The sequence below is a fragment of the Roseateles aquae genome, from assembly GCF_032337115.1.
Taxonomy (GTDB): domain Bacteria; phylum Pseudomonadota; class Gammaproteobacteria; order Burkholderiales; family Burkholderiaceae_C; genus Roseateles_C; species Roseateles_C aquae.
Genome location: NZ_JAVXZY010000006.1, coordinates 308895 through 329071, shown reverse-complemented (window position 1 = coordinate 329071; position 20177 = coordinate 308895). Strand labels below are relative to the sequence as shown.

At 67.3% G+C, this 20177-nt stretch carries 16 protein-coding genes and 2 pseudogenes; 11 read left to right on the top strand and 7 right to left on the bottom strand.

Features of this window, described 5'->3' with window-relative positions; all coding sequences use genetic code 11:
- Nucleotides 1-40 precede the first annotated feature (40 nt).
- The 8 genes and pseudogenes from RQP53_RS16210 (at nt 41) to RQP53_RS16175 (ending at nt 6250) form a co-directional block, all read left to right on the top strand.
- Nucleotides 41-1009: a LysR family transcriptional regulator gene (locus RQP53_RS16210; RefSeq protein ID WP_315651702.1), complete on the top strand. Its 969-nt coding sequence runs from the start codon at nt 41-43 to the stop codon at nt 1007-1009.
- 148 nt (nt 1010-1157) lie between these two features.
- Nucleotides 1158-1850, top strand: coding sequence for a LamG-like jellyroll fold domain-containing protein (locus RQP53_RS16205; RefSeq protein ID WP_315651701.1), 693 nt, complete (start codon nt 1158-1160; stop codon nt 1848-1850).
- Between the two features lie 111 nt (nt 1851-1961).
- On the top strand, nt 1962-2909 hold the full coding sequence (gene gluQRS, locus RQP53_RS16200) for a tRNA glutamyl-Q(34) synthetase GluQRS (protein ID WP_315651700.1): 948 nt from the start codon (nt 1962-1964) through the stop codon (nt 2907-2909).
- Between the two features lie 34 nt (nt 2910-2943).
- A pseudogene (locus RQP53_RS16195) lies at nt 2944-3300 on the top strand (FKBP-type peptidyl-prolyl cis-trans isomerase); the annotation flags it as partial.
- A 33-nt stretch (nt 3301-3333) separates the two neighbouring features.
- A pseudogene (locus RQP53_RS16190) lies at nt 3334-3678 on the top strand (FKBP-type peptidyl-prolyl cis-trans isomerase); the annotation flags it as partial.
- Nucleotides 3679-3708: 30 nt separating this feature from the next.
- Nucleotides 3709-4056, top strand: a complete 348-nt coding sequence (locus tag RQP53_RS16185; RefSeq protein ID WP_434064107.1) for an FKBP-type peptidyl-prolyl cis-trans isomerase — start codon at nt 3709-3711, stop codon at nt 4054-4056.
- A 125-nt stretch (nt 4057-4181) separates the two neighbouring features.
- Nucleotides 4182-4940 (top strand): MgtC/SapB family protein, encoded by a 759-nt coding sequence (locus RQP53_RS16180; protein WP_315651699.1) that lies wholly within the window; start codon nt 4182-4184, stop codon nt 4938-4940.
- A complete protein-coding gene (locus tag RQP53_RS16175) occupies nt 4940-6250 on the top strand; it encodes a M1 family metallopeptidase (RefSeq protein WP_315651698.1) in 1311 nt (436 codons plus the stop codon). Before RQP53_RS16180 ends, RQP53_RS16175 begins: the two co-directional genes overlap by 1 nt.
- 7 nt (nt 6251-6257) lie before the next feature.
- On the opposite strand, the gene RQP53_RS16170 is transcribed toward RQP53_RS16175, so the two are convergent.
- Entirely contained in the window at nt 6258-7841 is a 1584-nt protein-coding gene (locus RQP53_RS16170; protein WP_315651697.1) for a hypothetical protein, read from the bottom strand.
- A 10-nt stretch (nt 7842-7851) separates the two neighbouring features.
- The gene (locus RQP53_RS16165; RefSeq protein ID WP_315651696.1) at nt 7852-8712 is read right to left on the bottom strand and encodes an ABC transporter ATP-binding protein; all 861 of its coding nucleotides are present in this window, start codon (nt 8710-8712) and stop codon (nt 7852-7854) included.
- Nucleotides 8713-8925: 213 nt separating this feature from the next.
- Here RQP53_RS16165 and RQP53_RS16160 point away from each other — a divergent pair, with 213 nt between their 5' ends.
- Nucleotides 8926-9693 carry a type III pantothenate kinase gene (locus tag RQP53_RS16160; RefSeq protein WP_315651695.1) on the top strand — a complete coding sequence of 256 codons (768 nt, stop codon included), beginning with the start codon at nt 8926-8928 and terminating at the stop codon, nt 9691-9693.
- 101 nt (nt 9694-9794) lie between these two features.
- Nucleotides 9795-14342 carry a beta strand repeat-containing protein gene (locus RQP53_RS16155; protein WP_315651694.1) on the top strand — a complete coding sequence of 1516 codons (4548 nt, stop codon included), beginning with the start codon at nt 9795-9797 and terminating at the stop codon, nt 14340-14342.
- Nucleotides 14343-14358: 16 nt separating this feature from the next.
- Here RQP53_RS16155 and RQP53_RS16150 read toward each other — a convergent pair whose 3' ends face one another.
- From RQP53_RS16150 to RQP53_RS16140, 3 genes are all read right to left on the bottom strand, one after another.
- The gene (locus RQP53_RS16150; protein WP_315651693.1) at nt 14359-15168 is read right to left on the bottom strand and encodes a hypothetical protein; all 810 of its coding nucleotides are present in this window, start codon (nt 15166-15168) and stop codon (nt 14359-14361) included.
- 37 nt (nt 15169-15205) lie between these two features.
- Nucleotides 15206-15760, bottom strand: a complete 555-nt coding sequence (locus RQP53_RS16145) for a hypothetical protein (protein ID WP_315651692.1) — start codon at nt 15758-15760, stop codon at nt 15206-15208.
- 274 nt (nt 15761-16034) lie between these two features.
- Entirely contained in the window at nt 16035-16841 is an 807-nt protein-coding gene (locus RQP53_RS16140; RefSeq protein ID WP_315651691.1) for a potassium channel family protein, read from the bottom strand.
- A gap of 118 nt (nt 16842-16959) precedes the next feature.
- Between RQP53_RS16140 and RQP53_RS16135 the strand changes: the two genes are divergently transcribed.
- Nucleotides 16960-17538, top strand: a complete 579-nt coding sequence (locus tag RQP53_RS16135) for a hypothetical protein (protein WP_315651690.1) — start codon at nt 16960-16962, stop codon at nt 17536-17538.
- Between the two features lie 43 nt (nt 17539-17581).
- Here RQP53_RS16135 and RQP53_RS16130 read toward each other — a convergent pair whose 3' ends face one another.
- Entirely contained in the window at nt 17582-19327 is a 1746-nt protein-coding gene (locus RQP53_RS16130; RefSeq protein WP_315651689.1) for a hypothetical protein, read from the bottom strand.
- A 104-nt stretch (nt 19328-19431) separates the two neighbouring features.
- Nucleotides 19432-20136, bottom strand: a complete 705-nt coding sequence (gene dksA, locus RQP53_RS16125; RefSeq protein WP_434064106.1) for an RNA polymerase-binding protein DksA — start codon at nt 20134-20136, stop codon at nt 19432-19434.
- Nucleotides 20137-20177 lie beyond the last annotated feature (41 nt).

The following is a 20177-nucleotide window of genomic DNA, read 5'->3' as shown; positions in this document are numbered from 1 at the left end:
TCAAAGCAGCTTGAAGCCAGCGTTCAAATAAGATGAAGCCATGTCTCCCGCCGATAAACGCCGCGTCCTGACGCCCGAAGCCCTGTCCATGATGGACAGCATTGCCCGCGCCGGCAGCTTTGCCGCTGCCGCCCGCGAGATGGGCAAGGTGCCCTCGGCACTGACTTATAGCGTGCGCCAGCTGGAAGAGGCGCTCGATGTGCTCTTGTTCGACCGCAGCTCGCGCCAGGCGGTGCTGACGGCGGCCGGCGAGGAACTGCTGGCCGAGGGTCGCCGCCTGCTGCAGGAGATGGACGCGGTGGCCAACCGCGTGCGCCGCATTGCCACCGGCTGGGAAAGCGAGCTGACGATTGCCATCGACGATGCCATCGCCCGCCGCGCCGTATTCGATCTGATGGAGGCCTTCTACGCCCAGGGCGCCCGCGACGAGGGCCGTGCGCCGCCAACACGGCTGAAGCTGCGCACCGAGGTGATGGAAGGCACCTGGGAGGCGCTGCTGTCCGGGCAGGCCGATCTGGCCATCGGCACCTCGGCCCAGCTGCCCAGTGCCGCCGTCGCCTGCGATCTGCTCGGCGAGATGGAGATGATTCTGTGCGTGGCGCCCCATCACCCGCTGGCAGCGGTGGAGGGGCCCTTGTCGGTGGCGCAGATCGCCGAGCACCGCATCATCACCGTGGCCGACACCGCCCGCACCCGCGAGCCGCGCACCGTCGGCGTCATGCCGGGCCAGGAGGTGCTAACGATGCCCTCGATGGCCGCCAAGCTCGAAGCGCTGCTGCGTGGCCTGGGCTGCGGCTCGCTGCCGGTGTCCATGGTGCGCCGGCATATCGAGGCCGGCCGCCTGGTGCACAAGCCGATCCAGCAGGAACGGCGCATCTTCCCCTTGCACTACGCCTGGCGCCAGACCGGGCATCCGCCGGCCAAGGCGCTGGCCTGGTGGCTGGGTCAGCTGCAAAGCGCGACGACGCGGCGTGCGCTGCTGGAGCAGCACGAGGGCCTGCTGCTCTGACTCGCCCCTGCCGGGCGGTCTTTCGTCACAGCTGTCGCACCAAAGGATACAAATTCCCTCTGTTTGGGGGAATGGCGACGTCGCGCTGCGCGGGCATAGTGCCGGGCCAAGAGGTAGCGCTGCGCTGCCCGACCGTCAAAGACCAGCCATGAAATTTCGTTCCCTTGCTCTTGCCCTCTCTAGCGCCCTGGTCAGCCTGGCCCAGGCGGCCACGCCCAGCCACTTCTACACGCTCGATGGCACGCTGAACGACAGCCTGGGTGGCCCGGCGCTGACCGCACTGGGCGGCAGCCTTGGCACCAGCGACTACGCATTTGCCGCCAACCAGGGCCTGACGCTGGCCGGCGTGCTGGGCGACAGCTACAGCATCGATATGCGCTTCGAGCTGGGGGCCTTGGGCGGCTACCAGAAGCTGGTCGATTTCAAGGCCGGCGCCGTTGATGCCGGTTTCTACGCCCATGGCGCCGAGCTGAATTTCTATCCGGTTGCCAACACCGGCAATGTGCTGGCCTCGGGCCAGTGGGCGCGCCTGACCCTGACCCGCGACGCGGCCACGCAGACCTTCTCCAGCTATCTGAAAGGCGTGCTGCAGTTCAGCTTTGTGGACAGCGGCAATCTGGCCAGCTTCAATGGCAGCGGCCAGCTCGCCCGCTTCTTCATCGATGACCTGGCCACCAGCAGCCGCGAGGCCGGCGCCGGCCGTGTCGACTACATCGCCACCTATGACCACGCGCTGAGCGCCGCCGAGGTCTCGGCCGTGCCCGAACCCGGCAGCGCTGCGCTGCTGCTGGCCGGCCTGGGCCTGGTGGCCGCCAGCGGCCTGCGTCGTCGCCGCGACTGAGCGGCTTGCGCAAGCGGTGCTACAGGCGCAGCGCCTAAGATGCCAAGGCCGCCCGTTCATCGGGGCGGCCTTTTGCTTTTTTGCGTCCCTGTTTGCGCCCCTGCTTGCGCCATGCCCGTTTCCAGCCCCTCGCCGTCGCTCGCCAGTCCGTCCACGCCGCCTTATCGAGGCCGCTTTGCCCCATCGCCCACCGGCCTGCTGCACGCCGGCTCGCTGGTCGCGGCGCTGGCCAGCTGGCTCGATGCGCGGGCGCATGGCGGGCAATGGCTGGTGCGCATCGAAGACCACGACCTGGGCCGCTGCCTGCCCGGCGCCGGCGAGCAGATCCTGGCCCAGCTGGCGCGGGTCGGCCTGGTGCCGGACGAGCCGCCGGTCTGGCAGTCGCAGCGCGGCACGCTGTATGAAGCGGCGCTGCAGCGCCTGATCGAGGCCGGTTGGGCCTATGGCTGCACCTGTTCGCGCAAGGACATCGCGGCCGCGGTGGCTGCGGCCGGCGGGCAGCGCGAGCGCCATGGCGAGCTGGTCTATCCGGGCACCTGCCGGCCCTCGCGCGGCGGGCTGCAGGGCCGGCCCGCGCGGGCCTGGCGCCTGCTCAGCACCGACGATCTGGCCGGTACGCAGGATTTGATGCTGGCCTGGCGTGACCGCCGCCTGGGGCTGCAGACACAGACGCTGAACGTCGAGGTGGGCGACTTCGTGCTGCGCCGCGCCGACGGGCTGTGGGCCTATCAGCTGGCCGTCGTCGTCGACGATGCGGCGCAGGGCATCAGCGATGTGGTGCGCGGCGAAGACCTGGCCGACAACACGCCGCGCCAGCTGCGCCTGCAGCAGCTGCTGGGCCTGCCGGTGCCGCGCTATCTGCACACGCCGCTGGTGCTGGCGGCCGATGGCCAGAAGCTGTCCAAGCAGAACGGCGCGACCCCCTTGCCACTCGACGAGCCGCTGCAGGCGCTGCGCCTGGCCGGCGAGCGCCTGGGGCTGCGCATCGAGGCCGGCACCGTGGCGGACTGGCTGGCTGCCGCGGTGGCCGCCTGGGCTGCCGGCCCTTTGATGGCATGATGCCGGCCTGAAATTTCATTAGCGAGGAATCCCCATGATCACCACCGACAGCGGCCTGCAGTACGAAGACACCGTGGTGGGCGAAGGCGCCGTGGCGCGCGCCGGCCAGGACGTCAGCGTCCACTACACCGGCTGGCTCTACAGCAAGAACAGCGCCGGCGACTGGGTCAAGGGGGCCAAGTTTGACTCCAGCCGCGACCGCCATGAGCCCTTCGAATTCGAACTCGACGGCGGCATGGTCATCCGCGGCTGGGACGAAGGTGTGCAGGGCATGAAGATCGGCGGCACCCGTGTGCTGGTGATCCCGCCGCAGCTGGGCTATGGCGCTCGCGGCGCCGGCAGCGACATCCCGCCGAATTCGACGCTGATGTTCGAGGTGCAGCTCCTGTCCGCGCGCGGTGGCGAGGAGCCGCTGGCGCTGGACTTGCAGACCCTGCCCAGCGGCCTGCAGCTGCAGGACACGGTGCTTGGCGATGGCGCCGTGGCGGCGGCCGGTCAGGACGTCACCGTTCACTACACCGGCTGGCTCTACAAGGACGGCCAACGCGGCAAGAAGTTCGACTCCAGCAAGAGCCGCGGCCAGCCCTTCGGCTTCGAGCTGGGCGGTGGCCGGGTGATCCGCGGCTGGGACGAGGGCGTGCAGGGCATGAAGGTCGGCGGCACGCGCTGGCTGGTGATCCCGGCCGAGCTGGGCTATGGGCAACGCGGGGCCGGCGGCGTGATTCCTCCGGGCGCCACGCTGATTTTTGAAGTCGACCTGCTGGCGGTCAGCGGCGGCGATGAGGCGGTCGAACTGGACCTGCAGACGACGGCCAGCGGCCTGCAGTACCAGGATGTGGTGGTCGGCGATGGCGCCGTGGCCCAGCCCGGCAAGCGCGTCACCGTGCACTACACCGGCTGGCTGTTCCGCAACGGCCTGCGCGGCAAGAAGTTCGATTCCAGCAAGGACCGCGGCGACCCGTTCCGCTTCCATCTCGACCACGGCCAGGTCATCCCCGGCTGGGACGAGGGCGTGCAGGGCATGAAGGTGGGTGGCCGGCGCATGCTGGTCATTCCCTCGGAGCTGGGCTATGGGGCGCAAGGCGCCGGTGGCGTGATTCCGCCGAACGCCACGCTGCTGTTCGAGGTCGAGCTGCTGGCGGTCTGATCTTTTGTCTTGAGCACGGCCTGCGTTGCGCGCAGCCGACGGGGCCGGGTGCCATGCGCCGCGGCCCCGTTTCTTTTGCCGGCGACGGGCTTAGCATGGCCTGACCCCCGCTCGCGAAAGCCGCCATGAATCTGCTCGACCTGGATCATCTGCTGCGCTACTGGACCGCCGAGCAATGGCAGGCCAATGTGCTGATGCTCTTGCACCTCTTGGGCGCCACGGCGCTGGGGCTGATCCTCGGTTACGAGCGGGCCTATCACGGCCGCGCCGCCGGCATGCGCACCTATGCACTGGTCTGCGTGGCCTCGACCGGCGTCGTCATCCTGCTGGCCTACCCGCAGCAGTGGTACGGCGGCCATGCGGCCGGCGGTGTGGCGCCGCTGATCGCCGATCCAACGCGGGTGATCCAGGGCGTGGTCACCGGCATCGGTTTTCTGTGCGCCGGCGTGATCATGCGCGAGGGCATGAACATCAGCGGGCTGACGACGGCGGCCTCGCTGTGGTCGGCCTCGGCCATCGGCATCCTGCTCGGCATGGGTTTTTATTTCGCCGCCATCATGCTCACCGTGCTGTGCGCCAGCCTGATGATGTGGGGCGCCAAGCTGGAGGCCTATCTGCCGTCTCACCCGGCCATCTCGGTGATGATTCGCGGCGTGCCGCAGCGCCATTTTCAGCAGGCCGAGCTGGCCGCCTTCACCGAGCAGCTGGGCTATCGCTTCGCCCCCGGCTCGCTGGCGATCGAGCATGCCGGCCAGCATGAGGAATGGCGCTTCGTCTGCACCGCCAAGCACAATTACGGCCCCGAAACGCTGACGCGTTTCTCCAGCCGCCTGCATGATTTGCCCGGGGTGGCGGAATATCGCGTCACCCATGCCCGCAACTGATGCCATCGTTCTCGCTGATTCTTCTTGCCACGCTCGCGCTGCTGCCACCCTCGCTGCTGGCCGCCACCCTGCCTGAGGCGCCCGCCGAACACTACGAGCTGCAGCTGCGCCCCGACTTCGATGCGCAGACCCTGCACGGCCAGGCCCGCCTGCGCTGGCCGGCCAGCCGCGTGGCGGTCGATCAGCTCTGGCTCAATGCGCCGCATTTGCAATTGCTCGGCGCTCGCCTCGCCGGGCAAGACCTGACCCCGGCGCAGATCGTGCGCGAGGCCGAGGGCTGGCGCTTGACGCTGCCGCAGGCGCAGCCGGTAGGGCAGTCCATCACGCTGGAACTGAGCTATCGCGCCGGGCCGGGCAATGGTCTGGTGTTCGGCACGCAGCATGTCTACACCGCCTATGCCAGCTGCGACTGGCTGCCCTGCGCCGGGCCTGAGCTGTCGCGGGCGACGCTGACCACCACGCTGACGCTGCCGCACGGCTACCGCTCGGTGGCCAGCGGCCTGCCCTTGCCCGAGCAGGCCGATCAGCGCCAGCGCTGGGCCGAGCGCCGCCCCTATCCGCTCTACACCCTGGGCTTTGCCGCCGGCGCCTTCCACGAGGCCGAACAGGCGGTGGGTGCAAGCAGGCTGCGTTATCTGGGCGTGCGGGATGAGGCCGCCGATCTGCTGGCGCGTTTTGCGCCGACGCCGGCGATGTTGGCCTTTCTGAGCAGCAAGGCCGGCCTGCCTCTGCCGCAGCCGCGCTACACGCAGGTGCTGGTGCCCGGCGGCGCGGCGCAGGAGGTCAGCGGCCATGCGGTGATCGGCAAGGCCATGCTCGATCCCATCCTCGAGGACGCCCAGGAGGACTGGGTCATCGTCCATGAACTGGCGCACCAGTGGTGGGGCAATTGGCTGACCTGCGACAGCTGGGCCGAGTTCTGGCTCAACGAGGGCATCACCAGCTTCATGACCGCCGCCTGGAAGCAGCATCGCTGGGGCGAGGCAGCCTATCAGCGCGAGCTGCAGCTGGCCGAGAAACGCTGGCAGCGTGCCCGCGATGCCGGCTGGGACAGGCCGCTGTCCTGGCCGGGTGACTACCCTAACCTTGGGATGAAGCGCGCCATCCACTACAGCAAGGGCCTGCTCTTCATGGTGGCGCTGCGCAGCGAACTCGGCGAGGCGGCATTCTGGGACGGCCTGAAGCGCTACACCCGCGCCGGCGCCGCGCTGGCACCCGCGCGTGGTGTGCGCGCCGGCGATCTGCGGCGGGCGATGGAGCTGGCGGCCGGGCGCTCGCTGCAGGGGCTGTTTGATCGCTGGGTTGACTAGGACGGCCCTAAGAGCGGTGCTCTTGCTGAAGCAGCCAGCGGCCCAGGGCCGCGGCGCCAAGACCGCCGAGCAGCAGTGCGGCACAGCTGCTCGGCGTTGCTGCGGCGTTGTAGCCAAAGGCATCGAACCAGGCGACATCACGGACCTGCGTCGTCAGATAGAAGCCGAAGGCGAACAGGGCCAGGGCGCTGCGCCCGCCGCCGGTGCTCTGCGCCAGCAGGCTGCCGATGCCGCTGACGAGCACCAGGCCGGCGCACAGCGCGGCCGCGTGCAGCGGCGCCTGAGCGAGCCAGCGCCAGCCGCTGGGCACGGTGAACAGCAGGCCCAGCAACAGCGTCGCCAGCCACTGGCGCTGGTAGCGCCCCACAGCACCGCCGGGCAGGGCCGCGCGCAGGGCCGCCGTGCCACTTTGCTGGTCGCGTGCCGGCAGCTCGCTGACCAGTACGCCCCAGCAGGCGACCGCCGCGGCCAGCAAGGCGGGCAGGTGCTCGCTGGGCAGCGTCAGACCCAGCAGCCAGAGCAGGGGCAGCACGGCGATGGCGACCGGCAGGCAGATCAAGGCCAGCAGCATATCGGCCACGATCTGGCCGCCAGCACCCGGCCAGCGCGCCGCCAGCCCCAGTGCGCGAGCGACCAGCCGCGCCAGCGGCTGGGTCAGGCGCCGCAGCGCGCGCGCCCACAGCGGGCGCTGTGCGGACTGGCGCACACGCACCCTGTCGGGCGCAAAGCGATGGAACAGGCCCAGGGCAGGCAGCAGCGGCAGCAGGGCCAGCAGTGCGGAGGCCAGACGCAGCAGCAGCATCTCGCCGTTCCAGAAGCCGTCCGGAAAGGTCAGCAGCGGCAAGCTGGCATCAAAGCTGCTGCCGCCGACCGCCAGATTGGGCTGCAGCGTCAGCTGGCTGAAGCGCAGTGCCTGTGCGGCGATGCCGGACACATCCAGCGCCAGCCAGCTGTGCAGCTGCAGCGCGCTCAAGTTCTTGTCGGCATCGATCATGGTGGCGGGCAGCGCCGAGAACTGGGCGATCCACAGCACGAAGAACAGCAGGTCGCCGCGCTTGCCCATCAAGGGCACCCAGGCGTCGCACAGTGTCGCCAGGCTGGCGGCAAGCATCAGCGTGGGCAGCAGCGTCAGTGCATAGCTGCGCAGATAGATCAAGGGCTGCACCGGCGCTTCGCCGCGCACGGCCTGCATCACCATGCAGCCGAGCATCACCACGCCGGCCATGGCACAAAGAAAGAGCAGGGCGCCGAGCCAGCGGCTCAGCAGCAGCATCGCGCTGTTCACCGGCGTGGCGCCCAGCACCTGACCGCAGCCGTGGCGCAGATCAAGTTCGCTGCGACCACGTGAGAGATAGAAGCCGGCGATGCCGAACATCATGCCGCTGAGCAAGGCCGTGCCAAAGCTGATCGCATTGCTGTCGTAAATCATGCGCTGCTGCGAGACGACCATCATGGCCCGGCCGCTGTGCGGGTCGGCAATCATCAGCCAGGCCAGCGCCACCATGGCCAGCATCACGACCAGGGTGCTGGTGCGGCGGCTGCGCAGCCGCACTTCGTTGAGCACCAGGGCGGCAAAAGCGTGCAGATTCATCAGCGGCTCCTCATGCGGCCTGCAGCGCATAACGCTGCGCCATCAGTGCTTCCTCCAGGCTGGGCTCGCTCAGCAGCGCACCAGGGCAGGGCTGGCTCGCATGGCTGATGCGGGCCTGGATCTGCGCGCCGATGCGCTGGGCCTGCAAGACATGAACCTGGCCGCGCAAGCTTTCGTAGTGCTGCGGCTCCAGCAGCGCCGACCAGACCTGTCCGCGGGCGCGCTGCAGCAGCGCTTCCGGTGATTCGTAGACGACCAGCTTGCCCTGGCGCATGATGGCCAGATGGCCGGCCATGTTCTCGACGTCCGAGACGATGTGGGTGGACACGATGACCAGCTTGGAGAAGCCGATTTCGCTGAGCAGATGGCGAAAGCGGAGCCGCTCCTCGGGGTCCAGGCCAGCGGTGGGCTCGTCGACGATCAGCACATCGGGGTCGTTCAACAAGGCCTGCGCGATGCCCAGGCGCTGGCGCATGCCGCCGGAAAAGCCGGCTGCCTGACGGTGGGCGTGGTCCTGCAGATTGACCAGTTCCAGCAGCCGGCGGATGCGGGCCGGGTCGCGTACACCCTTCAGTGCGGCGAAATACTGCAGGAACTCCAGGGCGCTCAGATGCGGATAGACGCCAAAGTCCTGCGGCAGATAGCCGAGCCGGCGGCGCATCAGCTCCGGATGGGCGACGATGTCCTGGCCGTCGAGCAGGATCTGGCCGCTGCTGGGTTTGCTGAGTGTGGCCAGCATCTGCATCAGCGTTGTCTTGCCGGCACCGTTGTGGCCGATCAGGCCGACCACGCCGGGGCGCAGTTCCAGCGAGACATCGTCGACGGCGCGCAGTGCACCATAGGTTTTCACAAGATTCTTCAGGGTGAGCATGGCTGGGGCTGGATGGGCATGGCGGGCATGCGATGGCTCGCAGCCTAGAGAGCGCCCGGCCGGCCGCCAAACCGCTTTCGACAGACTGCAGCAGCCCGGGGGCAGGCCGCCGCATCGGCGGACGGGCGAGGCTCGGTCAGCGAGGCGATGCAAAGCTGTTAGGCTTTGCCCCGTCGCCGCCTGCCGGGGCCTTTGTTCCCGCTTCTCAGCACCATGAGCTTTCTCGCCATCGACATCGGCAATACCCGCCTGAAATGGGCCTGCTATGCCGCCCCGCAGCCGGGCAGCAAGATGCTGGCCCATGGCGCCGTCTTCCTGGAGAACATTGATCAACTGGCCGAGGGCGACTGGAAGACGCTGGCCCCGCCGCACAGCGTGCTGGGCTGCAATGTCGCCGGCGACGCGGTGCGTCGACGCGTTGAGGAGCAGCTGGAACTGTGGGACAACGAAGCCCGCTGGGTGGTGTCCAGCGCGCAGGCCGGTGGCGTCAGCAATGGCTACGATCATCCTGGCCGCCTGGGCACCGACCGTTTCGTCGCCTTGATCGGCGCCCGCTCCCATGTGCTGCAGCGCGGCCGGCCGCGCCCGGCGCTGGTGGTGATGATCGGCACGGCGGTGACCGTTGACGCCCTCGATGCCGAGGGTAATTTCCTTGGCGGCCTGATCCTGCCCGGCCACGGCATCATGCTGCGCGCACTGGAAGGCGGCACCGCCGGCCTGCGCGTGCCGACCGGCGAGGTGCGCGAGTTCCCGACCAACACCTCCGATGCGCTGACCAGCGGGGGCACCTACGCGATCACCGGGGCGATCGAGCGGATGCACCGGCATCTGAGCAAGCGCTGCGGCGAGGCGCCGCTGACGCTGATGACCGGCGGTGCCGGCTGGAAGGTCTCGCCGACGCTGGAGATCGAACACGAGCTGCACGAGTCGCTGATCTTCGACGGCATGCTCAGCCTGCAGGCGCATCGACTGGCGCTCTGAGCCGCGTCATTGCCAAGGCGAATCCGCAAAGCTGATGATTCGCCACGCGGGGTCAAGCCCGATGCTGGCACCCATCCAAAAACATCAAGGATGGGGTTGTCATGCAAGTCGTCAAGCGTCAGTCATTCAAGCCGCGCCGCCTGGCGCTGGCCATGGCCCAGGCCGCGCTGCTGGCCCTGGTCTGCTCACCGGGCCAGGCCACGGTTCAGCTCAGCGGCCCCTATTGGCTGGACCCCGGCAACCCGGCGCCCATCGGCCCGGGCGATGTCAATCTGCCGGGCAGCCTGCTCTACGTCGGCGCCGGTGGTAATGGCAGCTTTGAGGTGCTGGCCGGCAGCCAGGTCAGTCTGGCGGGGCTGCGGGTGGCGGCCGGTGGTGGCAGCGGCGATGTCAAGATTGATGGCAGCGGCAGCCGTCTGGAGCTTCATGCCGGCGGCAATGATTTCAGACTGGAGATTGGCCACTACGGCGTCGGCACGCTCCTGGTCAGCAATGGCGGCACGCTGGATTCGACCGTGGATCTGGCCGCCTGCGCGCAGGGCTGGCGCAACTGCGGCACCATCATCAGCAATACGGCCGGCTCCTCGGGCAGCCTGACGGTCAGCGGCGCAGGCAGCCAGGCCCTGCTGGCGGGCTGGTTCAATGTTGGTGCGCGCTATGCCCAGCCAGGCTTTGGCACGCCCGGGCAGGACAGCCACGGCAACGTGCAGGTGTTGCAGGGCGCCTTGCTGAGCACCGGTTCGGCCAGCATTGGTGCCAGCTGGACGGGGCCCAGTTCCACGGGAACCGAACGCAGCTTTGCCAATGTGGTGATCGACGGTGTGGGCACGCGCTGGAACATCAGCGGCAATGCCTTCAACGATCCGCAAGCGCATCTGCATATTGGCGCAGGTGTCCGTTCGACCGCAACGCTCCAGCTGGCCAACGGCGCGCAACTGAACGTCGTCGATGGCGGCTTTTCGTCGATCGGCGAAATCGGTGCTGAAGGGCGCATGCAAATGAATAGCGGCAGCATGGCCGATTTCGGCATGGCCGGGGCACTGAGCGTCGGCAATGGCGGCGTGGGCGTGCTGGAACTGAACGATGCCCAGCTGCATGCCGGACTGCTTCGGGTCGGCGACAACGGCAGCGGCAAGGGCACCGTGCTGCTCGGTCAGAACGCCCGCCTGACACTGGACGGTGTGGGCAACGGACGTTTGGCCTTGGGGCAGAACGGCGTGGGCCTGATGGAGATTCGTCAAGGCGGCCAGTTGCTGGCCGACGGTAGCTCGGCCGCTTGCGTCAACCAGTGGTGCGGCAACCAGATCGGCAATGCGGCCGGCTCCGATGGCCGGCTGCTGATCGACGGCGCAGGTTCGCAGGCCAGCTTTGTGGGCGGACTCGAAGTGGCCTGGATCAATGTCGCCCGTCCGCCGCTGGAGCCCTGGACCTTCGGCCAACCCGGTGGACAGACCAGGGGCCATATCACCATTGACCACGGCGGGCTGCTGCGCACCGACCGACTCGCCCTGGCTGGCGGTCTGCCTTCACCCAGCGGCACTGGCGGCGAGACGGCCTATGCCTATCTGACGGTGCAGGGCGCCGGTTCGCGGCTGGAGCTGATCGGCGGCCCGACCAGCCATGGCAATGCGGTGCTGTCCAGCGGCGCTCGCGCGGGCAATGTCAGCTTCGTCAACATCCTGGACGGCGCACAGCTGTTGCTGCAGTCAGCGCCCTCGGCCGACACGACCTTCGCGCTGGACTGGGGCGGCGGACAGAGCCAGGTGCTGGTCGACGGGCTCGGCAGTGGTCTGACCCTGACCGGTGGCGCGCACAGCTTCCTGGGGGTGGCCCACGGCGGCGGCAACAGCCAGCTGACGCTGAGCCACGGGGCGAGCCTGGCGATGAGCGGTGACTGGCGCGGTGCCACGATTGGTGGGCGCGGCGGCCCGGCGTTCGACCAGCTGGGGCAGGGCACGATGCAAGTGCTCAGTGGTGCGCAGTGGACCGGGGCGCAGCAGATCAGCGTCGGCACGCAGGGCGCGCAGGGCAGCTTGCTCCTGTCCGATGCCGGGAGCCGTCTGGCACTCAGCACTGTCAGCGGCGACCCGAATTCGGGCCGGCTCGAAATCGGCCCGGATGGACAGGGCTCGCTTGCCGTCAGCAACGGCGCGCTGGTGCAGGCCAATCGCCTGCAGATTGGCAGCGGCAATCTGAGCGGCTGGGGCACGGCATCGATCAGCGGCAGCCAAGGCGGGCAGGCCTCGCGTGTTGAACTCAGCGCCGTCGACTTCCATCGCCTCGGCTTGGAACAGGGCCAGCTGACGATCAGCAACGGCGGCGTGCTCGACGCGACGCTCGATGCATCAACCTGCCTGACGCACTGGTGCGGCACCTTCATCGCCAACAACGCCGGCGCCGATGCGCGCCTGACGATCACTGGTGCTGGCTCCAGGGCCAGCTTCCTCGACACCTTCTACGTTGGCGGCAGCTACGTCAGCGCGCCGCCGCTGGGCAGCTATATCGCGGGCGAGCCGGGCGGCAGCACGCGGGTCGATCTGCGGGTGCTCAATGGCGGGCGGCTGGAAACCGAGTCGGTGCGCATGGGTAATTCCGGCAACGGGCCGGCGGCCGATGGCAGCGAGCGCGTCAGCGTCAATGTGCTGCTGGACGGGCCAGGTTCGGTCTGGCATGTGCAGGGTGGGGCCGGGACGAAAGCGCAGGTCGCGGGTTTCTCTACCGGCCTGAACACCGGGGGCGCCGGCGCGGTGCAGAACGTGCAGGTCGGCATCACGGTGCGCAACGGGGCGCAGTTGCAATTCAGTTCAGATGCGAACAGCAGCAATCAGCTGGTGCTGGCGCGCGATGGCGGGCAGAGCAGCATGCTGGTGACCGGCGCTGGCTCAGCGCTCAGCTTTGCTGACGCTGGGTCCTCGGCAATCTGGATCGGCCGCAATGCTGGCATGGCCAGCCTCAGCGTTGCCAATGGCGCTCAGCTGCTGGGTATCAACCTGGTGCAGATGGGCACACAGGGCGGCTTTGGCCAGTTCAAGCTGGATGGTGCGGCAACGCGTGCGATCTTCGGGCCCGAATTCGCCAGCCTGCAGGTCGGTCGCAGCGGCGGCGTTGGTTCGGCCTCGATCAGCAACGGCGCGCAGCTGCTGATGAGTTCCGCGCTTCAGAACTATGTGGTCATCGGCGAGGGCGTCGATGGCAGCGGGCGTGCCGCGCAAGGGGCGCTGCGCCTGGATGGCGCCGGCAGCCTGATCGATATGCACACGGTCGCCAGCCCGGACTATGGCATCAACCCGCTGGTCCTCGTTGGCCAGAACGGCTTCGGCAGCCTGAGCATCAGCAATGGCGCGAAGCTGCATATGCAGGGGGACCGCGTGCCCAATGCCGATGAAGCGCTGTTCACCTGGATGACCGTGGGCAATGGGCCATCCAGCGCAGCAGCTGGCACGCTGCAGCTGAGCGGGTTGGGGTCGGAGATTCGTCAGGATGGCTTTAACGCGGGGCTGGCCGTTGGCCGCTATGCCAATGGCAGCGGCAGCATGACGGTCAGCAATGGCGCACAGTTCATCGGCACGGCCGTGATGGTCGGGCGCGATGGCGGGCGCGGGACGATCAAGCTGGACGCGGCCAGCATGCAGCTTGGCGGGCAGTGGTTGCCGGGGGCGACAAATATTGCCATCGGTGCTGGGGTGGCGCTGGGCTCAGGCGCAGGGGGGACCGGCAGCCTCAGCCTGGACCATGGTGCTTCGCTTGTGATCAGCAATGCCGGCAGCGAAGGGGCGCATCTGGTGCTCGGCGGCAACTTCGTTCAGAACCAGGGCAGTGGCCTGCTCGACGTTGCTGGCGGCTCCAGCATCGCGCTCAATGCGGGGCCAGGGGCGGCGATGGTGGTGATCGGCCACGATGGCCAGGGCCTGGCCACCTTCCGCGGCGCCAGCCAGCTGCAGCTGGGCGATGGCAGCCTGCTGATCGCGCGTGATGCTGCGGGCATCGGCCAGCTCAGGCTCAGCGAGGGTTCGTCGGCACAGGCCGGCTATGTGGGCGTCGGGGCATGGAACGGCAGCGACACCGGCGTGGCCACGCTGATCGTGAACGACGGCAGCGTGCTCACGGCGCAGACCATTGAGGTGGGCGGGCATGGCTATGTGGGCGGCACCGGGACGCTGATCGGCAACGTCATCAACCGCGGCGTCTTCAGCCCGGGCAATTCGCCCGGGACGTTGCATATCCAGGGTAGCTTCCAGAATCAGGCAGGCGGCCGACTGGTGCTGGAGGTGCAGTCCGATGGCCATGGCGGCTTTGTCACCGATCAGCTGCTGTTTGCCAATGGCGCGAGCGTGTCGCTGGACCAGCTGCAGCTGAGCTTCCACTTCCTCGGCAATACCGACCCGAACGCCTTCCAGGCCAGCGGCCTGTTTGGGGTCAACACCTTCCTGCAACAGGGCGGCCATGGGCTTGATGCCAGCCTGTTCAATCAGGTCAGCTACACGGCCAGCGCCGACGCCTACCAGATCAGCAACTTCAGCTTCAACGCCAGCACCGGCGCAGTGTTCAGCGCCCAGCCGGTGCCGGAGCCAGCGACCTGGGCGATGTTGATGATGGGCATGCTGGTGATGGGATGGCGGCGGCGGGCCATGCGTGGCGGCCGGAACTGAGGGGAAGGCGGCAGGCCTAAATGCCGATGGCCGCCAGACCCTGTTCCAGCTCGCGCATGCGTCCGCCAGCGGGCCAGCCAATCATGGTGTCATGCAGCACGCCCTGGCGCAGAAAGAAAAAGACCGGGGTTTCGAACCGGTCGATCATGGGCCAGTCGCTCAGGCGATGGATGAAGGCCAGATCGAAGGGCTTGTTGCGTTCGATCCAGGCCGCATGCTCGGACAGGTCCAAGGCGGAGTCGGGCAGCGACAGGAACACGGCCGCGTCGGCAAGCCGCCTGGCTAGACGCTGATCTGCCTGAATCTCTCTGATGGCCCGGGCGCTGAAGCCACAGCCGAGACCGGTGCTGATAATGACTCGCGGACGGGCGGCGATGTCCAGCCGGCTCAGCAGGGCTTCGCCGCGCCGATTGATGTGCCACAGGCGAAATCCGTCATTCGGCCAAGTCGCGCGCGGGCTCGCCAGCTTGGGCAGCCGGCACTCTCGCCATTGCGGCCTGCCCGCCACGAGTTGCTCGGCCTCGGGCAGCAACCACTGCGCGACCAAGACCCCGTAGGCCGCCTTGATGTGCCGACTGCTCAGCATGCCGGCATGCCGGGCCATGGCCAACAACGCCAGCCCAGCATTGAGCTCGTCAATTTCGATCCTGAAGGTATTGTCGAACCAGCGTTCCGTCTGCACATCCAGTCGCTCAAGCAAGTCGGCGTTTGAACCGACCCCGGCCGTGGCAGGCTGGCCGCTGACTGGCGCCGCTGCCCAGGTCAGCGGCAGCGCCCTGCTCAGGGCAAGTGCCCCAAACCGCTTGAGAAAGCTGTGGCGATCCATGCTCATGGGCGGCTGAGGCAGAGCGCTTTCCAGTGGCTCAGCAATTGCTCGTGCAGATGCGGCCGCCCGACGATTCACATGTTGCGCGGCCGATGCATTGGTAGTTGTCGTGATCACAAAGACCGCGGGCCGGGGTCGCCTGCGATAGCGCGGGCGCCAGGTAGGGGGCACAGAAATTGGCGTTGCTGATCAAACGATCTGTCGGGCTGGAGATGCGTGCGCCGCGAATCCCGGCGGCATAGTGCTGAACACCGAATAGCGAAAGCACCTGATAGATCTCGCTCACCGAGAGTTCCGACTCGAGATCGGTGTACTGGAAGGTGGTCAATCCCTTCTCGTTGAAGCGCAGGCTCTCGATGAAGCGCTTGCGAGCTGCAGGGGAAAGCTTGTTCAGCGGCGAATCGGGGAGCTTGCGGTTCAGGTACTCGGTCAGGTCCTGCGCACTCTTGATCGGGGCCAGTTGGCGCTGCAGCTCGATTTGATCGAGTGTGCGCTGGTCCGGGCCAGCAGTGTGCGCCGCCTCGTGGTTTTGGGCCGCTGCCAGCGTCGACAGACCGAGCAGCACGCAGATAAGAAAAGCCTCTTTCTTCATATCAATCCCTGTTCAATTGCGAAGACACCGCCGCAGGCCTTTATCAGTTGCGGCCGCGTCGATGTGCTGCGTATGGCAGCGGATTAAGGCTAAGCAGATGCATTGAAGTGGTCAACGTGGAAGGTATTTCAGGTGTTATTCGTAATGGCGCAATAACGTTATAAGAGAGTGACTAACGTGGATTTTTCTGAATGATTGACGGCGTTGGAACGCCGCCAGACGCAGACCTTCCTGGACCGTTGTATCAACAGGCCCGAGCCGGTAAGACGTCGCCTCAGGGTCGAGGTCTTGTGGCGTCTGTACTGGCTTGAGACTGCTCGGCGCGCATCTGGCGCAACTCTTCATGCAGGGCGCTGAGTTGGGCATGCAGGTCGTGCAGGATCTCGTGCTCGACGCGGCGCTCGGTCGTCTCGACCCACATCGCCGCGATGGCGGCGGTGACCAGCGAAAGCACCGCGTAGCCCAGCAGCACGACGAAGACGGCGAAGATCTTCGAGGCGGCGGTGGTGGGCACGATATCGCCATAGCCGACGGTGGCGGCGGTGGTGAAGGCCAGCCAGAGGCCGTCGCCCAAGGAATGGGCGCGGGGCTCAAGCGCCCAGAAGCCGACGCCGCAAAAGGCCAGCACCATCAGCGCCAGCAGCAGCAGGTAGGCCAGTCCGCCGCGGGTCAGCCAGGATTTGACCGCCCAGACCATGCGCACCAGGGTCAGCAGCGAAATCATCAGCCGGGCTGCGAGGGCGACGCCCGATTCCAGGCTGGGCGGCAGCGCCGCCGCCATCAGCAGGCCGGCGATCAGCATCAGGTCCAGGCCATTGCTGCGCAGGTACTGGCGCGGATGGCTGAGGTGTCGCGACACCCGCCACAGCGAGGTGGCCACCATCGCGGCAGCGAACAGATAGATCGCGATGGCCAGGGGCGTGGGCAGGTTCTCCAGCAGCTCGATATAGAAGGCTGGAATCGTCGCCAGCAAGGCGCACAGCACCGGCCAGCGCCACCAGCGCTCGGCGCGGGTGGCGGCCGCATTGAGGACGGTGGGCCGTGCCAGGCCCCAGGTGCGGGTGGTGAGTCGATGCGGCATGGTGCGAGGCTAAGCCTAGGGCCGGCGCCGCGAGTTGACAAGCGTCAAGCGCCTTGACAAGGCCAGGGCCGGCGTGGATGCTCCGCGCCGGGTCAATGGAGGCTCGAGGAGAAAAAAGATGAACAAGCGTCAGATTCGGGCGTTGGCATCGCTGATTGCGGCTGGCGGCTTGCTGGGCGGTTGTGCCACCGTGTCTGACGGTGTCGAGCAGTCCATTCAGCTCAGCGCGCAACAAGAAGGCGGGCAGGCCGTCGCTGGCGTGTCCTGCGTGCTGAGCAACAAGCTCGGCCAATGGCGGGTCCAGGCGCCTGGCGAGGTGCGTGTGAAACGCTCCGACGGGCAGTTGTTTGTCAGCTGTGAGTCGTCAGACTGGGTGATGGCCACATCGACGCCGGTCGCACAGGAGTCGGACAGCAAAGTCGGCAACTCGGCCGTCAAAGGCGCAGGCATAGGCGCGGGCATTGGCGTGCTGCTCGGCGTGCTGGCACCCATCACCTTGCCCTTCGTCGGCCCCATGGTCGGTGTCAGTGTGGTGGCTGGCGGGACGGTGGGCGCCGCCTATGGTGGCATCGCCGGTGCCGTTGTCGACGGGGCCAGCGGCGCTGCCTACGACTATGCACCGCGGATCGTCGTGCTGATGAAGCCGCGACCGCCCGCGAACGAAAAGCTTGCCGACCAGAGCACGCCAGCCGGCTGAACGGGATCGCCGCCTGCACGGCCGAGGCGGCTGTATCGGCGCCTCAGATTTGGCGGATCTTGATCTTTGCGTGTTCGTTGATGCCCATGGCACCGAAGAACAGTGCGACCAGCCGGTGGGTTTCCAGGAACTCGACGCTGCGGTTCTCACTGCGTCGTTGCAGCACCCAATTCAGCAGATCGCCGGCGGCCATGAAGTCCAGGCGGATCAGCTTGGGGCAGGCGATGCTGACCATGGTGGCGCTGCCGAGTTCGCTGCTCATCAGTTTCAGCGTCTCGCTGATATCGCCGCTGAGCTGACCCGACAGCTCCAGCTGCACGGCATTGGGCATGCGGGTCTGTTCGGTGATGGTCGACTCGAAGAAAACGGTCGGCTCGGGCGGCGGCGCAGTGCTGATATGGCCGGTGGTCGACAAGCTGTTGCCGCTGACCCGCACGCTGCACTTGCAACGCTCCCAGGACGGCGGTGAGACCTCGTAAGTGACGCAATAGTCGATCGCCGCCTCGTCGAACTGATCGGGGCGGTTGACCAGGCGCAGCGCTTCCATGCGCAGCATCCAGAAGGCCGGATCGACATCGCGCATGCCCACCGGGGCCAGGTCCTTGAGCTGCTGCAGGAAGTGGTCGCCGGCCAGCCAGCGAATGTCCAGATTGCGGCCCGCCCATTCACGGAACAGCTCGCGCAGCTTGGCGCAGCCTTCGGCGTCGAGCTGGCGCATGTCCTTCCAGTCCAGCACCCACGGCAGGGGCTGGCTCTCGCTGCGCGCGCGCAGCTGAGCGATGCTGTCGGCGTCGACGTATTCCGGAGCCGTCCAGCTGACACCACCGGGCATGCCGCGCGGCGGACGCTCTTTCTGCAGGCTCTCGGCCACCAGCTTGGGCATTGAGAACCATTGCGGTGCCGAGAGGCCGAACTGCTGCGCATAGTCCAGCGCCAACGCTTCGAACTTGGCCTGCTGGCCGCTGGCGCGGTAGAAATCAAACAGCACCAGCCAGGTCTCGGCATGCAGCGCGCGCAGGCCGCCATGCTGGGTCAGCTCGGTGAGGCTGCGCTCACAGCTGTCGTTATCGGCATTGGCGAAGGCGATCACGGCTTCGTCCAGCTCGGCATCGTGAACCAGTTCGGCGACCTCGATGGCCGAGGTCTCCGAGACCTTGAAGCTCAGGCCGGTCGGCTCCAAGGGCATCAGGTCGGGCAGCATGCTGGGCTTGGCATCGGACAGCGGCGACATGCCGCCCCCCATCACCGCCACCGCCGGGGCCGGCTGGGCTTCCAGGCGTTCGACCACCTCGGGCGGCGCGAATTGGCTGACGCGCGCCTGCCCGACCTGATCGGCAGGCACCGTCGGTGCGAAATGGATGGGCCGGGTGCTGGTCTCGAAGAAACCGGAAGACGGCCCGCCGCTGCCGCGCATCTGCGTGGGCGCGAAGCTTTCGCCGACCATCTGCTGCTCAATCTGGTCGATCTTTGCCTTGACGCCGGGGTCCATCCGCGAATTCGGCTCGCTGGCGCGGTCGGTTTCGTCAATGCGCGAGGAGGCGGCGCCCAGCGCGGCCAGCTGCTCGGGGGTCAGGCCTTCGCGTCGGATGCGGCGCAGCATGTCGAGCTCGCGCTTGCGCACGAAGTCGTTGCGACGCTTGCGCTCGACCATGGCGCGCAACTCGGCCTTGGCCAGATCGCTCTCGGGATCGTCCTGGCGGGAGTTGATTTCCGACCAGTCGGTGGTCGGGTTGGCGACAAAGCGCGCGACCTTGCGGAAGAAGCTCTCGCCGTCTTTCGTATCCGTCATGCGCTCTGGACCTGCTGAGGAAGTGAGGGAGGAAGGAGGTGGCGGCATTCGCGGCCCGCCAGTCGGCGACGGGCCGTCAAGGGGACGGCCTGTCGGCGCCTTCATCAATCACCAAACATCTTTTGCTTCAGCTCGCGACGCTGCTGGGCTTCCAGCGACAGCGTGGCGGTCGGGCGGGCGATCAAGCGGCCAAGGCCGATCGGTTCGCCGGTTTCATCGCAATAGCCGTAGTCGCCACTGTCCAGACGGGCCAGCGACTGCATGATCTTCTTCAGCAGCTTGCGCTCGCGGTCGCGGGTACGCAGCTCAAGCGCATGCTCTTCCTCGATGGTGGCGCGGTCGGCCGGATCGGGGACGATGGAGGTGTCTTCGCGCAAGTGCTCGGTGGTTTCTCCGGCATTGGACAGCACACCTTCCTTGAGTTCCGTCAGCTTGGCGCGGAAGAACTCGATCTGCTTGTCGTTCATGTACTCGGAGTCGGGCATGGCCAGGACTTCGGCATCGGTCAATTCATGACCAGCCTTGGTCTTCCAGGCATTGGCGAGCTTAGGGTCGGCTTTCACGGCGGGGCGGGGCGTTTCAATCACGGAACTACTCATTTGTCGCGTCGGCGGCTTCGGTGGGGCAAAACGGTCGGCGAAGCGGCTGTTGCCCGTGTGGTGGGCGCCTGCTTCGGCGGTCGCTACGGCGGCAGCATGCTCCTCGGCACGAGGCTTGGGGGCGGCTTTGCCTGCTTTTGCAGCCGGCCGCCCCGTGGCCACGGCAGCAGTTTGCGTCGTGGTGGATTTCGGGGCCGGGGTCTTGCTCACGTTCAGTCTCCTCGCAGGCTTTATACCTGCTTCATCGGGCT

Coding starts and splice junctions, on each gene's coding strand:
- RQP53_RS16210 (WP_315651702.1), top strand. CDS start 41: ATGTCTCCCGCCGATAAACGCCGCGTCCTGACGCCCGAAGCCCTGTCC.
- RQP53_RS16205 (WP_315651701.1), top strand. CDS start 1,158: ATGAAATTTCGTTCCCTTGCTCTTGCCCTCTCTAGCGCCCTGGTCAGC.
- gluQRS (WP_315651700.1), top strand. CDS start 1,962: ATGCCCGTTTCCAGCCCCTCGCCGTCGCTCGCCAGTCCGTCCACGCCG.
- RQP53_RS16180 (WP_315651699.1), top strand. CDS start 4,182: ATGAATCTGCTCGACCTGGATCATCTGCTGCGCTACTGGACCGCCGAG.
- RQP53_RS16175 (WP_315651698.1), top strand. CDS start 4,940: ATGCCATCGTTCTCGCTGATTCTTCTTGCCACGCTCGCGCTGCTGCCA.
- RQP53_RS16170 (WP_315651697.1), bottom strand. CDS start 7,841: ATGAATCTGCACGCTTTTGCCGCCCTGGTGCTCAACGAAGTGCGGCTG.
- RQP53_RS16165 (WP_315651696.1), bottom strand. CDS start 8,712: ATGCTCACCCTGAAGAATCTTGTGAAAACCTATGGTGCACTGCGCGCC.
- RQP53_RS16160 (WP_315651695.1), top strand. CDS start 8,926: ATGAGCTTTCTCGCCATCGACATCGGCAATACCCGCCTGAAATGGGCC.
- RQP53_RS16155 (WP_315651694.1), top strand. CDS start 9,795: ATGCAAGTCGTCAAGCGTCAGTCATTCAAGCCGCGCCGCCTGGCGCTG.
- RQP53_RS16150 (WP_315651693.1), bottom strand. CDS start 15,168: ATGGATCGCCACAGCTTTCTCAAGCGGTTTGGGGCACTTGCCCTGAGC.
- RQP53_RS16145 (WP_315651692.1), bottom strand. CDS start 15,760: ATGAAGAAAGAGGCTTTTCTTATCTGCGTGCTGCTCGGTCTGTCGACG.
- RQP53_RS16140 (WP_315651691.1), bottom strand. CDS start 16,841: ATGCCGCATCGACTCACCACCCGCACCTGGGGCCTGGCACGGCCCACC.
- RQP53_RS16135 (WP_315651690.1), top strand. CDS start 16,960: ATGAACAAGCGTCAGATTCGGGCGTTGGCATCGCTGATTGCGGCTGGC.
- RQP53_RS16130 (WP_315651689.1), bottom strand. CDS start 19,327: ATGACGGATACGAAAGACGGCGAGAGCTTCTTCCGCAAGGTCGCGCGC.